Annotated in this window: 10 protein-coding genes; 1 reads left to right on the top strand and 9 read right to left on the bottom strand. The window is 45.6% G+C overall.

Annotation, left to right across the window (positions count from 1 at the left end):
* Nucleotides 1-183: 183 nt before the first annotated feature.
* From pelA to B0O44_RS19125, 3 genes are read right to left on the bottom strand one after another with little or no spacing between them, the layout of a single operon-like run.
* Nucleotides 184-1,215: a pectate lyase gene (pelA, locus tag B0O44_RS19135; protein ID WP_110833709.1), complete on the bottom strand. Its 1,032-nt coding sequence runs from the start codon at nt 1,213-1,215 to the stop codon at nt 184-186.
* Nucleotides 1,216-1,220: 5 nt separating this feature from the next.
* The gene (locus B0O44_RS19130) at nt 1,221-3,164 is read right to left on the bottom strand and encodes a glycoside hydrolase family 88 protein (RefSeq protein ID WP_110833708.1); all 1,944 of its coding nucleotides are present in this window, start codon (nt 3,162-3,164) and stop codon (nt 1,221-1,223) included.
* Between the two features lie 2 nt (nt 3,165-3,166).
* Nucleotides 3,167-4,831: a glycoside hydrolase family 28 protein gene (locus B0O44_RS19125; protein WP_110833707.1), complete on the bottom strand. Its 1,665-nt coding sequence runs from the start codon at nt 4,829-4,831 to the stop codon at nt 3,167-3,169.
* Between the two features lie 192 nt (nt 4,832-5,023).
* Here B0O44_RS19125 and B0O44_RS19120 point away from each other — a divergent pair, with 192 nt between their 5' ends.
* The gene (locus B0O44_RS19120) at nt 5,024-5,605 is read left to right on the top strand and encodes a YceI family protein (protein ID WP_110833706.1); all 582 of its coding nucleotides are present in this window, start codon (nt 5,024-5,026) and stop codon (nt 5,603-5,605) included.
* A gap of 262 nt (nt 5,606-5,867) precedes the next feature.
* Here B0O44_RS19120 and B0O44_RS19115 read toward each other — a convergent pair whose 3' ends face one another.
* The 6 genes from B0O44_RS19115 to B0O44_RS19090 are packed head-to-tail and all read right to left on the bottom strand — an operon-like array spanning nt 5,868 to nt 13,710.
* Nucleotides 5,868-7,514 carry a glycoside hydrolase family 43 protein gene (locus B0O44_RS19115; protein WP_110833705.1) on the bottom strand — a complete coding sequence of 549 codons (1,647 nt, stop codon included), beginning with the start codon at nt 7,512-7,514 and terminating at the stop codon, nt 5,868-5,870.
* Nucleotides 7,511-8,473: a pectinesterase family protein gene (locus B0O44_RS19110; RefSeq protein ID WP_110833704.1), complete on the bottom strand. Its 963-nt coding sequence runs from the start codon at nt 8,471-8,473 to the stop codon at nt 7,511-7,513. Before B0O44_RS19110 ends, B0O44_RS19115 begins: the two co-directional genes overlap by 4 nt.
* On the bottom strand, nt 8,452-9,417 hold the full coding sequence (locus B0O44_RS19105) for a pectinesterase family protein (protein WP_110833703.1): 966 nt from the start codon (nt 9,415-9,417) through the stop codon (nt 8,452-8,454). The genes B0O44_RS19110 and B0O44_RS19105 overlap by 22 nt, the downstream gene beginning before the upstream one ends.
* The gene (locus tag B0O44_RS19100; protein ID WP_110833702.1) at nt 9,417-10,181 is read right to left on the bottom strand and encodes a rhamnogalacturonan acetylesterase; all 765 of its coding nucleotides are present in this window, start codon (nt 10,179-10,181) and stop codon (nt 9,417-9,419) included. The genes B0O44_RS19105 and B0O44_RS19100 overlap by 1 nt, the downstream gene beginning before the upstream one ends.
* Nucleotides 10,182-10,191: 10 nt before the next feature.
* Entirely contained in the window at nt 10,192-11,832 is a 1,641-nt protein-coding gene (locus tag B0O44_RS19095; RefSeq protein WP_110833701.1) for a DUF4957 domain-containing protein, read from the bottom strand.
* Between the two features lie 12 nt (nt 11,833-11,844).
* Nucleotides 11,845-13,710: a RagB/SusD family nutrient uptake outer membrane protein gene (locus tag B0O44_RS19090; RefSeq protein ID WP_110833700.1), complete on the bottom strand. Its 1,866-nt coding sequence runs from the start codon at nt 13,708-13,710 to the stop codon at nt 11,845-11,847.
* Between the last annotated feature and the right edge of the window lie 4 nt (nt 13,711-13,714).

Genomic DNA, 13,714 nt, shown 5'->3' with positions numbered 1-13,714 from the left:
ACAAACAATTCTACATAATTATTGTAAACTATTGCCCCCGCTAAGGGGAAATTATTTGCGCAATCGTTATCGGAAAAAAGGCCATTTTAATAAAAAAACACCTTATTTGGACTAGTCCAACTGACCAGGTCCCAAAGATCATAAAATTGAAGCCACATCAACTTAAAGCCAGGGCTTTCCCATTTAGTTCTGCAGACCCTTGCGCCAGGCCGGATAACTTTTAGCCAGTAATCTGGCCGGCCAATTGCCATACCAGGCATATCCGGTACGTCTTTCTACTTCAATTTCAGCAACGCTTTTTTTCTTCACACTGTCCCTGCCCGAAAAAAAAGGCTCATTGGTGTCTATGTCATAAAAACGGGCCCATATGGTAGATCCGGGCTCTTTAACCAATACCCTGTCGCGGCCTTTTGGCTGGGAAGGATCATCTATAAATACAAAATTATAGCCTTCAATTTTAGACCGCTCAAACCAGTCAATTGCCGCCTGGATGGCCTGTTTAACTTGGGGAGAGGGATTTTTAAGCCGCATCAGGAATTCTGTAATGCCTACCGATTCCATCCCGCTCAGCGACACGAGTTCAAAAGCCCTTGCTTTGGCTGGTTTAAGGGTTTTTTCATTATACTGTGCACACCAGACCGCCAAATGCCCACCGGTGTTCAGCTGGGTTTTCAGTATACACTCCACCCCCTTTTCCACCGCTGGTGCAGCGCGTTTTTTGATCGAAGCGTTTACCTGATCAAAATTGTTTTTGCCCTCGGTAATATCCTGCAAAATGTTCATCACATTGATCATTGCATTGTCGTTGTAGGTGATTTCTCCACGGTACAGGTTATGTTCAGGATAATACTGCGGCCAGCCCCCGTTGGCATATTGAGCTTTAAAAATGTATTCAATACCTTTTTCAGCAGCGTCCAGATAAGCTTTATTTTGATGCGTTTTATACGCTTTAACCAGGTAAATAATTTCTCTTGAGGTTGCATTGTTGTCTATAGTGGCATCTTCGTGTAAAGAATCGGCCACAACCACCTGCTTTTCCGTTTCAGACAACACTTTTTTATAATCCACAGGGATAGAATTGACCGCTTTAGGCCAGCCCCCTATGCTGCGCTGATAGAGCAGCATGTTTTCGGCCACAGGATCTTTGCCTGTCTGGGCCCTTAAATCTCCCGTCAGCAGTCCGCAGAGGATTATACATACGATTCTTAAACACATAAGCTTTATTTTTTTGCTGGAATTTGCCCCGCAATCCAGTTGATCAGATCCTGTCCGGCATTGAAGTTATCGTAAGCAGCTGGAAGTTTCCGGCCATCTACGTATTCATTGTACAACCAGGGATCGCCAATAATAAATACCGAGCCTTTACCTAAACGCGCAATGGCCATCACCTCATTTCCTGACGCATCTTTCAAAACAGAACGCGCAGGGGCCGAAATGTGCAGACTGCTGAACTCCTTAACGAACAATTGTTTTGCTGTTTTGAAGAAAGGATCTGATACAGGCACCCTAATTTTACCCATTTCATATTCATTGTTGAGCACCCTTCCCTTGCTGTCCAGGTTAAACTGGACGCCAAAATTTTTAGCCAGCTGATTGAAATGTTCCAGTTCTGCATTTCCGGTATCATTGGCCATCAAAACCAATACACCACCTGCCTTTACCCAGTCGGTGATCGCTTTAATGTGCTCAGGCATCACAAATTTAGGCTCCTTACTTTCTTTTTCTGTATCCGGATCCACAATAATATACACCGAAGAATTTTTCAGGTTTTCCGCATCCGGTGCAGCATATAAGGTATGAAGTTTAAAACCCGAATTTTCAAACTGTTCTCCCCAGATGGAAAAGCCGCCATTGGCCAGTTCCTCCCATTTGTAATGCCAGGAAAGTTCATGTCCGCTCTGGTCCTTTTTAATTTCATTGTTGAAATAAGAATCCAGCGTCACGGTTTTACCAAGTCCTGGTTTAGGCCATTTAGCACGCTCCATCTCATTTGCAGCCAGTAAAAATGCACCCACACCTTTAGGGTCATTGCTGATCACCTTTTCAGTCATGTAATATTCAAAACTTCCATCCCGGTAAGGTTTTCCGCCCAGACCGGAAACACTTACCGTTCCTTTCAAACTGATTTGTCCTGCCCCTGGTCCTTTTTCAACAAAAGTTGTACAGATGCCACGATAGCCTTTTTCTGCCACTTCAAAATCCTTTGGTCCCAGATACGCTTTTCGGACAGCCTTAGCCAGGGTATAGACAAACATAGAAGAAGCCGAAGCTTCGGGATAATTGCCTTTTCGCTGCGCCTGGTCGAGTACATCAAACCACAATCCCGAAGAAGGATCCTGGTATTTAGCCACTGCCACAGAGAAACGTTTCAGGATCTCCAGCAGGGCCTTCCTTTTGGGATGCTGCTCAGGGAAAAAATCCAGCACATCGACCAATGCCATTCCGTACCAGCCCATGGCCCTGCCCCAAAAACTGGCAGAGGTCCCGCTGGTTTTATTGGCCCATTGCTCTGTTCTGGACTCGTCCCAGCCATGGTACAGCAAACCTGTTTTAGGGTCACGTGCATTTTTTTCCATCCAGATCAACTGGTTGGCAATATCATCAAAAGCCTTTTGGTCCTGGACCAGGGCAGCGTATTCGGTGTAAAAAGGCGCTCCCATATATAAACCATCCAGCCACATCTGGTTGGGGTAAATCTTTTTATGCCAGAAGCCGCCTTCTTTGGTCCGGGGCTGATCTTTAAGCTGGTCCCAAAGCAGCGTGGCCGCCTTAAAATATTTCATCTGCCCGGTGACTTTGTACAAAGTGAGCAGGGAACGGCCGTTTTTTACATTGTCGATGTTGTAATCACTTTGTTTATAACGGTTGATCCCTCCATCTTTGGTCACAAAAAAATCCATGGATTTCTGTATGTACTTAAAATAAGCGCCATTTCCGGTCCTTCTCCAGAGCCCGTCTATTCCTTCCAGAATAACGCCCTGGTCATAGGCCCATTTAACCGGTTTTGGATTGGCCGGGTCCAGGTTCAGGGAATCTTTCCAGATGTCCATTACCGTAGAAGCCATTTGCGCCGACAAGGGCTGGACCTGAGCCTTTAAAGTCTGGGCAGACTGCAGGGCAACTAAACAAAAGAAAACTGATTTGATAAAAAATGATTTTTTCATACTTATTTTAAGATAACAAGTGATTTTGAATCTGCACCCTGACTAAATTCTGATCTAAAGGATGCCCTGGTCAGTGCGGCATCTTTCACGGTAATTTTACTGTTGTTTGGCCCGTTGATGCTAAACAGCAGTTCTGCTTTTGGGAAATCCAGCCCCTTAAAAGCGATATCCTTCCCGTTTTGAATGTACACCAGCGGCTTGCTTTGGTCAACCAGAAGTTTTATACGGTTCATCTGAACATCTTTGGCTTCCTGGATGTCTATACCTGTTTTGGCTTGAATAACCAGATTTTCCAGGTAAACCCCGGTAATACTCAGTTCCGGTAATCCACGGATAAACACCGCTTTGGAAGCGCCGTCACAAAGGACATTGCTGATGTGAAAGTTCCGGAACACCGGCGTTTCTTCAGTCACCGGCAAAAGTTCTGCCTTTGGAGCTGTTCTTTTTTCTCCCTGTAAAGGTACCGGGTCCACTGCTGCATAATACATATCAAACAGTATGGCCTCAGCAGCAATATCTTTCATATTAATGTTCCGGGCATAAATATTTTCAACCACCCCCCCTCTTCCTCTTGTGGTTTTAAAACGCAGCCCGATATCGGTTCCAATAAAAGTACAATCTGTGACAAAAATATTTCTGGCACCACCTGACATTTCACTACCGATCACAAAACCACCATGGGCATGATAAACCGTACAATTTCTCACCATTACATTTTCTGTCGGTTTCCCTCTTTTGCGCCCTGCGGCATCTCTTCCGGATTTGATGCAAATGCCATCATCGCCCACATCAAACGTACTGTCTTCGATCAGTACATTTTTGCAGGATTCCACATCTATACCATCCCCGTTCTGTGCATACCAGGGGTTTTTAGCATATACTTTTCTAACGGTCAGGTCTTCGCACATTAAAGGGTGCAGGTTCCAGGCCGGTGAATTCTGAAAAGTAACCCCTTCCAGCAAAATCTGTTTACAGCTGTTGAGCACCAGTAAATTTGGTCTTAAAAAATCCTTCACTGAAGCATAAAATCCGGCTGTTTTATCGCTGCTGATCAGACCAGGATCTTTTAGGGAAGCACCCTTAACCGTCTTTTCAGAAGGGTACCACATTTTCTTTTCTTCGTTCACAATACCACCTGAGGCGGTCAATGCTTTCCACTGGCTTGCGGTGAGTTTATCCTTTTTGACCATTCTCCAGGCATCTCCCCCGCCATCAATAATCCCATCCCCGGTAATGGCTATATTCTGTTCATTACTGGCCCATATCGGACTCTGGTTGCGCATCTGCGGTAAACCTTCCCAGTTTCCTTCTACCAATGGATACTGGTCAAAATCCTTTGTAAATTGCAGCAATGAATTTTTGGCCAGGTGAAGGTTCACATTACTTTTCAATTCGATCGGACCAGTAAGCCAGATGCCTTGCGGAACCAGGACAACGCCCCCGCCTTTCTGGCTGCAGTCCCGGATGGCGCTGTTGATGCTCCGGGTATTTAAAGTCAGCCCATCGTTCACCGCCCCGTAACGGACAATATTTAGGGTGTCTTTTTTAAAAACCGGTAACTTAACGGTAGGCAACTGATCCAAAGGAAAGCTTTTACCCTCCTGCGCCCGTACCAAAAAAGTACAGGAAATCATCAGGCCGGAAAGCAGGAAACAAAACTTGTTCATAAATATCTGGTTAGCTTTTTTTGCACAAAGGCTAAACAAGTCTACAGAGTTTTAAGGCAGAATAAAACAAAAGACCTTAAAATAAATGCGCAATCGTTCCCGATAAGATTCTGGCTGCTTTTTCCATTTCTTATCATAGATCAATGACTTTAAATTTAAATTTCGTTCTCTTTGTACAAATTTATTTTAAACATGAAAAAGATATTCGTACTTATTGCAATAGCGAGCACTGCTCTTTTTGCTTTCAAACCAGTTGCTGACTCCGTATGGGAAGCAGATACTGCACATTCTAAATTAGGATTTGTCGTGACACACTTAATGATCACTGACGTGGAAGGTTCTTTCAAAAACTTCCAGTCAAAAATCACTTCTTCCAAACCAGATTTTTCTGATGCAGTGGTAGAATTAAGTGCAGATGTAAATTCAGTAACAACTGATAACGACAAAAGAGATGAGCATTTAAAAGGTGCTGACTTCTTTGATGTTGCAAAATTCCCAAAATTATCTTTCAAAAGTACAGCCGTTAAAAAAGTTGCCGCCAACAAATATAAAGTAAGCGGTAACCTGACTTTCCATGGCGTAACCAAACCAGTAACCCTGGATGCAACTTTAAGAGGTGTAACCACCAATCCGATGTCTAAAAAAGCAACTGCAGGTTTCAAAGTAACAGGAACTATTAAAAGAGCTGATTTCGCTTTCGGAACAAAATATCCAAATGCAATGTTAAGTGAAGAAGTAACCCTTAACGCCAACACAGAATTTGTAAAAAACTAATCCCTTTACCGATCTGATAAAAAAAAGCAGGGCCTTACAGGTCCTGCTTTTTTTATGCTTTTTTGCCAGGAAAAATGCCAGGGTTTCCGCATGGATGCCGGTCTACTTTTCTACAGATAACAGGGACTTTACAGGGACATTACCCGGAGATTGCCCGGACCATGCCCCTGCAAAATCCGGGCAACCTCCGGCTAAAGTTCCTGCCACTTTTCTCTGACCTGTAAAGCAGGCTGCAGGTGCAGGGCACCTAGGCCTCTACCCTTTAGTTCTTTTCGATCCTGAACCAATCGAAATCTGTATATCCCGAGTCGTTGCTGACAAAAGATTTTGTTGCAAAAAGACCCAGCTTCGCCCCGATCCATTCCCCCTGCTGGGCAGAAAAAGCTGCTGCTACAGTTTTAAAATCTTTACCATTGCTGCTGTAGCTAAAAACGCAACTGCCACCTTCGCTGACTTTAACCCGAAACCAGATCTCTGTCTTTTCCAAAACTTCCAGCAGTTGTTCTTTTTCCCGGCCACCTTTGGCGGCCTTTTGACATTGTACATAATTCAGTTCCAGGCGACCGTCTTTCCTGCTTTTTAAAACCAGTCCGGCATAACTTCTCCCCATGATAATCAATCCGGTCTTTTCAGCACTTTGTTTGCTATCCGGACAAAAATTTAAGCGGCTGGTTGCCGTAAATTCCTGGGAGGGAAATTTTTGCAGCAAAAGATTAGGCACATCCCGGTAAGTGACCGAACTGTCAGCAAGTGCGACCGTATACAGGCGCAGTTTTCCTTTATTTTGATCGGCAAAAAACCAGGTTTCTTTGGGGTTGGCCTGCCACTGCCATTGAAGGCCCAGTTCTGCTCGGTTAAACTCATCACTTTCGGCCGGAGAAGCGGGTGGATAAGTCCTTCCGACAGCCGGTTTGCGAAAGGTCATCACCGGTTCACCCTTTCCATCTCCATCTGGATCCGATCCGATAACCGGCCAGTCCCGTATCCATTTCATGGGTTGTAAATGTACAACCCTTCCCAGCATACCTTTATCCTGGAAATGCAAAAACCAATCTTCTCCTTTTTCGGTATCTACCCAGGCGCCCTGGTGCGGGCCATTGATGTTTGTTTTGCCCTGGTCCATTACCACCTTTCTTTCATAAGGGCCATAAATATTTTTTGACCTTAAAACCAGTTGCCAGCCAGTTGACACCCCGCCTGCTGGTGCAAAGAGGTAATAATAGCCGTTTCTTTTGTACAATTTAGGGCCTTCAATGGTCGGGTCCAGTTCATGCCCGTCGTAAACGATCCTGCCCTGCCCCAATGGCTTTTCTCCGCTGGCCTCCAGTTCTTCAATGGCAAGGATACTTTTTAAACCCGCACGGCTGCCGGCAAAAGCATAAGCCAGGTAAACCCTGCCATCCTCGTCCCAAAAAGGGCAGGGATCAATTAACCCCTTACCTTCCTGTACCATTAAGGGCTTTGACCAACTGGAAGCCGGGTCCTGGGTTTTAATCATATAGATGCCAAAATCTGGATCGGGATAATAAATATAAAAGGTCCCTTTATGGTACCTGATGGCCGGTGCCCAAACGCCTTTTCCGGGCCGAGTTTTGGAAAAATGTTCCACAGGAACCTGTAAGGGCAGGGCATGGTTAATCAGCGTCCAGTTCACCAGGTCCCTGGAATGTAAAATAGGTAAACCCGGTACCGCATCAAAACTGGAGGCCGTCATGTAAAAATCTGCGCCCACCCTAATGGCATCGGGATCTGAATAATCGGCATTGATAACCGGGTTCTTATAATTGCCGTTGCCCAGGTCCGAAACCCATACTTTAGACACAGAGGGTTCTGTTTTTTTGGGCAGGTCTTGTGCTTTGCCCTGCAACAGCGGCAGACATACCAATAGAAAAAATCCTTTTTTCATCATAAAGGTAACCAGGCCCCGGGGCCGGAAAAAATGTTTTGAAGGGTGTATTTTTTAGCTTCTTTACTGCTAAGCTGCCTGGACCAGGCAACCCTGGCTTCTTTGACAAAACCAGGCCCATAAGAGCCGTACTCTGCATAAAAGCTGTTTTTATGGTTTTCATTATCATTCCAGGTATGCCAGCCCTGTGGCAGGATGTGATCCCCCATACTGGTCCGGATGAATACCGTATTCGCGTAAGGCCTCCAGGGCCGCCCCAGGTAAACCTTTTTAAAGGCAGGATCTGCAGTTAAGGTGCAGTCCAGAAAGACAAAACCGTAATTTCTACCTGCTGCAGTCGAAGCGGCCGTGATGTAGGAATTTTTCTTGCTGTGGATCCGGCAATGGTCGAAAACAGCTGTGGCTGCCCCAAAAATAAAATCCGTAGTCCCTTCAATATAGCAATTCAGATAATACTGCCGGCTGCTGTCCGATGCAGGAAAAAGGGTATCCTGATTGCCCAGTATTCTGCAATTGCGGATAAACACACGGTCTGCCTCCACATGCAGGGCAACGGCCTGTCCAACCGGGCCTGCTGCATTTTCAAAGGTTAAATTTGAAGCTTTAAAATCATTGCCCTGAACCAAAACCGTATAAGAAGTATAGGTATTGATGCCATTTTTACCGGAATAATCACTATTGGTGATGATGGTTTTTTCGGCTTCTTCCCCGACCAACGAAATATGGACTTTCCAGGAAGGAATGACCAGTTTTTCCCTGTAAATTCCATTTTTGATGTGGATCTCCACCTGCTGGGCCGAAAGGTCCTGCACCGAATTGACCGCTTCCTGTATACTTTTAAAATCACCTGATCCGTCTTGCGCCACTTTGATGGAAAGGGGATCTTGTTTTTGCACCTGGGCATGGCTCAGGACATTGCAAAACAAGAGTATTAAACTGATTATTTTAATCCGGGTTGCCATCCTCTGAAAATTTTTGCTAAAGTATAGTCTTCAAGGTCTGCAGCCTGCAGTTGTCTGGACCAGGCCACTCTTTTCTGTGTTGCAGCCCCAGGTCCTTTACTGGCGTATTCTGCGTAATAAGCGGTTTTTTCATTGCTTTCTTTCCCCCAGTTGTTCCAGCCTTCCCCGCGGATCATTTTTCCCAAACTGCAATTGAGGTAAACTGCTTTGGCATAAGGTCTCCAGGGCCGGCCTAGGTAAACAGAATGTTCAGGGGCATCTCCGTCAATTACACAGTTCAAAAAAACATAGCCATACTTTAAGGTATCCGGACTGGAAGAGGCTGTAATATAACCCCCGCCCTTTTTACAATAGATCTGGCAGTCTTCAAACACGGCTGTTGCCGAACCGAAAATAAAATCTACAGTTCCTTCGATATAGCAATTCTTAAAATACTGCCGGCTGCCCCCGCCATAGGTATATAAAGTATCCTGAAAACCCAGCATACGGCAGTTTCTGAATTGCGCTTTATCTCCGGCAATCCAAAGGGCCACCGCCTGTCCAACCGGTCCGGAAGAATTTTCAAAAGTAATGTTTTCGGCACTGAACTCTTCTCCGTAAACATAAAAACTCGAAGAACCTGATGTTCCCATTTCCTCTCCAAAAAAGTTCTTTTTGGCAGCGTAATCGTCATAGGTCAGAATGGTGCGCTCTACATTTTCACCTATTAATTTCACCAGCTTTTTGGAGGCCGATAAATTCAGTTTCTCTTTGTAAATGCCATTCTTAATCCAAATCACCGTCACCACTTTTCTAAAGTCCGGCACAGCATTGAGGGCTTCCTGAACCGTCCGGTAATCCCCCGAACCATCCTGGGCCACCATCAATTTTCTATCCTGTCCAAAAGCTTTTTCCATTTGAAAAAACAAAACGCCCACAAAAAAAAACAGATAACCTACTTTCATTATTTTACAGCAGAGGATTTCACCACATAAGCAGCAAGACCGGGTTCCAGCTTTTTGATTTCCTGCAAAACGATCTGGGCAATTTCCCTGGCACCCAGCTCATTAAAATGGGTATTGTCCATTTTTCCTTCAGGATAATTCGGATGTACACCGGCTTCCAGTTGGTTAAAGAGCAATTTAGATTGTTCCACTCCGAATTTCTGATAAAGTGCCCTGCTCTTCTGGTCCAGGTCAATCAGAGGCACCTGCTCCTGCATGGCTACATCGATCACCGCTTGCGTATATTCTTTATGGGTTTCCAATGCATTTCCATTTTGATCAAATTTTCGCCTGGACACCGGAGTGATCAGAATGGGTTTGGCCCCTTTTGACCGGCTTTCTTTAACGAATTTAAGGAGGTTATTTTTAAAATCAGGCACAGCTGTATACCGGTCTGTCTTTTCTTTCGCTTCATCATTGTGCCCAAACTGGATCAGTACATAATCCCCCTCCTTCAAACTGTCTGCAACAGGTTGCCAGCGATTTTCTGCCAGAAAAGATTTGGTGCTTCTTCCATTCTGCGCACGGTTGTCGATGCGGACCTGTGCATCAAAAAAAACAGCAAAGGGCATTCCCCAGCCCGTTTCCGGATAGGCTTTTTTTTCTTTCACCGACAAAGTGGAATCGCCAATGAGGTATAGGGTTATTTTTGGGACGGGTTTCATAAAAGCCATTAAAGTCAATGAGAACAGGGCTATACCGCAATATAAAAATTTCCTTTTCATGTCTGTAAAATTAATAGGCCCACCTCGGGTCACCCAATGCAGTTCCCCCTGTTCCTGCGGTTCTTAACGCAGAGCCTGCCGGAAGGGTAAAATCATTGGTATCTGCTGTCCATGGCAAGGTAACATTCAGGTTTCCGCTTAAGGCTGCCGTGCCAAAAGTCAGGGCTGTGCCTCCCGCCAGAGTGGTATTGAGGTTAAAATAATTGGTATTTGCTATAGACAAAGCAATACCTGCTGCCGATGCCCGGATTGCTGAAGCCACTACTGTCCCTGATTTAGGGCTGTTGGCCATAATGCTGTTTTTGATACTGAAATTTACGGGGTTGGCATTCGCATCCAGCAAAGCGTATTTGGCATTGCCTCCAAAACCATTGAAAGTACAGTAACTGATGTCCACCCCCGGCACCGGATCGGCACTGAAAGTTGTGGAAGCTGTCACCAGGCCTGGTCCGAAATTGTAAAAAGTCGATTTGCTTAAAGTCAGGGTGTTGAACTGCATTTTATTCAGGTGGAAGGTATAGTAATTGGAAGAACCATTTGCCCCGCAATTGTACACGATGGAATTGCTCACCGTAATGCCGTTGATTTTAAAATCCCTGGCCGCAGATCCGCGGTCCCCCCGCATAAAGGCCGTAGTGGCGTCATGAACAATACAGTTGTCTATCACCACATTGGTAAAGGTTGCCGCCAGGGCATTATTGGCCTGAGAACCGATAAAATTGATGAAATATAAGGCTGCACCAGCTGTTCCGTCCAGTTCTATTCCTGAAAAGGTTACCCCTGCCCCGGTACCCTCCAGGTCAATTTCTTTAAAATTGATTTTGGTATCGGCCGGGTTGCCAGAAGTAGATTTCAATACAATACTTTTCTGGGTGATAAACGTCGCTGTGCTGCTCAGGTTATAGCTACCGGGTCTTAAACCGATTACCGCTCCGTTTGCTGCCCCGGCAATTGTAGTGGCCAGGTCAGTTTCCGGACCTATAATGCTGGTATAATTGGTTGCAGTCAAGGTGGTAAAACTGAGAAAACCTTTACTTACCGTACCTGCAAATAGTTCGGCACTGTATTTAATGCTGCCGCTTAAACCGTTAATCACCTTCAGACCAGCGGTCACATCTGCACTGCTCAGGGCAACGGTAATGGCCGTACCTGTAGGCGGGCTGAGTACAATGGAGCTCAGACCGGCAGCAGCAGTAAAGCGCAGAATGACCCCTGTTTCCTTGATTTCGCTATCCCTGACTGGCAGGAACAACTGGGTGCCGCTCAGGCTGAAAGCAGAACTGACTACGTATTTAGACTCCGGCTGGGTGGCCGTGGCCAATGCTTTAACCCTGGCAAAATATTTTGTCCTGACCGAAATATTTGCTTCGGTAACCACATAACCCAAACTGTCTGAACTTCCCGTATAGGCAATGGTACTGAACAGGGAATCTTTGGAAAAGTCAATACTGTATTTAAAATTTTGTCCTGTAGACAGCAAAGGTTGTGTCCATTTTAGTTTGGCCGAGGTCGCGCCGGCAGAAACCGACAGTGTACCCGGTTTAAAAATCCTGGCGGGCTCAGTTGGCTGCTCTTCTGTTTTTTTACAGGAAGCCAAAAGAAGACCGGCCACAGCCAGGGCACAAATGAGTTGATGTATATATTTTTTCATGACGATAACAGATTAATAACCAAAATTCTGGACCATTTTAGGGTTCTCGATCAATGCTGATTTAGGATAAGGGAACACCTCTTTTTTATTGGCTTCAAAATAAGTCGCAAAACCACTTAAAGTTCCTGATATGGCACCGCTGGAGGGATCATCGGTAACTGCCGCTCTCCAGTTTTTTGTCGTGTAACCAGAAGGGGCAGCAGAAGTACCCAAACCCGGGCTGTAAAAAACAGCGTTGGGTGTACTGAGCAATGGTCCGGGGTAAAGGTCAAGGGAAGCCACTTCGGCAACACTTGCACTTTGGTTATAGGAGCTTTCTTTGGCATAAATATAGGCCGGAACATTCGCATAGGCCCCTGTTCCTGCCATGAACTGGCGTAATTTGTCCCGGGTTTCATCAAATTTACTTTTCATCAGGTTCCAGCGGATCAGGTCGTATTTACGGATCCCCTCCCCTCCAAACTCCAGCAATCGTTCTTTGACCAGGGCATTAAAAAAGCCCGCCTTATCTAAAGGGCTTACCGGGATCGCACTTTCAAAGCCTGCATATGCTCTTTTTTGCACTTCCTGCAAAGCATTTACCGCCTGGGCCGAAGGCGCACCATTGATTTCATTGTCTGCCTCGGCATACATCAAAAGGACATCTGCAAAACGGAGCAGGGGCCAGTTGATGGAAAAATTCTGGGAGGAAGAGGAATTGTTAAAAGCAGTCCATGATTTCCGGAACTTGGCATCGGTCAGGTTGTTTGCGGCGTTCAGGATCTTTTTCGAACTGGCCGCAATTTCAAATACACCAATGGTAACATCCCTTCTGCAGTCTTTGCTTTGATCAAACTCATAAAAATAGGTTGGAATGGCATTCATACCCCCGCCACCTGAACCAAAAGAAGAAGCAGAATTAAAACGGATCCCGTTGTAATAGCCCAGCTTACTGTCAGTAGAAGCATTGGTCCCATAAGCCGCCACTTCAAACATCAGCTCATGTTTATCGTCCATTCTGGATGTACTGTGTAAACTTTTAAAAATGTTTTCATATACCGGGTTCAGGTCATGTTCCGATCTGTGGTTCATGATGTCCAGACATTCGTCAAAAGCAATCTTGTAATAGGCCAGATAATCTGCAGGCCTGGACATGGTATGGTCACTGATGCGCAGGGAATAACCACCCCTTGCCAAAGCAAGCCTGGCCCGGAGCCCTTTAATCGCGCCTTTGGTGAAACGGAAACTTCCATATTCTGCAATCCCTGACCTCCAGGGAACCAGGTCTTCTGCAATTTTAAGGTCTGCAATTAATTTTTCAAGTGTCTGGTTATGGTCTGCATTTGGGGCATACAAAGTCTCGCCGTCAGCAGCCGGGACCATAGGGGCCGGAACATCTCCCCAGTTGCGGATCAGCTCATAGAGAAACTGGGCGCGAAGGGTCAGTGCTTCTCCGTAGTAGCGCTGCATCATGGCCTTATCTGTTGCAGCCCCGCTGTTGTACAATTTTGAAGCCGGAATGTATTTGATACAAAGGTTTGCCCGTTCCACTCCTGAATAGAGTTGTACAAAAGGATTGTAGAGGTCGGAATTGTCTGAGCTTGCGCCATACATACTAATTCCCCTGCGGTCAGAGGGGCTGTAATTGCCCGAGGTTTTAAAATCATCGGCAGTGACCGGATATAAGGTGGAAATCCGGCTTCCGTAGCCATTGTCCCCGCAGAGCCTGTTGTAAATGGCCAGAACGGCAGAATTGGTATAGGTGGTACTTTCGAAAACAGTTTCCGGATTGGTGGTCGATGGGGAACTGTAATCCAAAGCTTTTTTACAGGAAGAACCAATGCTTAAAGCCCCAACAGCAAGTACTATTAAAGCTGATTGTCTAAATTTCGTTGTCATCTTT

Origin of the sequence: Pedobacter nutrimenti (assembly GCF_003208655.1) — a bacterium.
In the GTDB taxonomy this organism is placed as follows: Bacteria; Bacteroidota; Bacteroidia; order Sphingobacteriales; family Sphingobacteriaceae; genus Pedobacter; species Pedobacter nutrimenti.
This window is presented reverse-complemented; position numbering and strand designations above follow the sequence as displayed.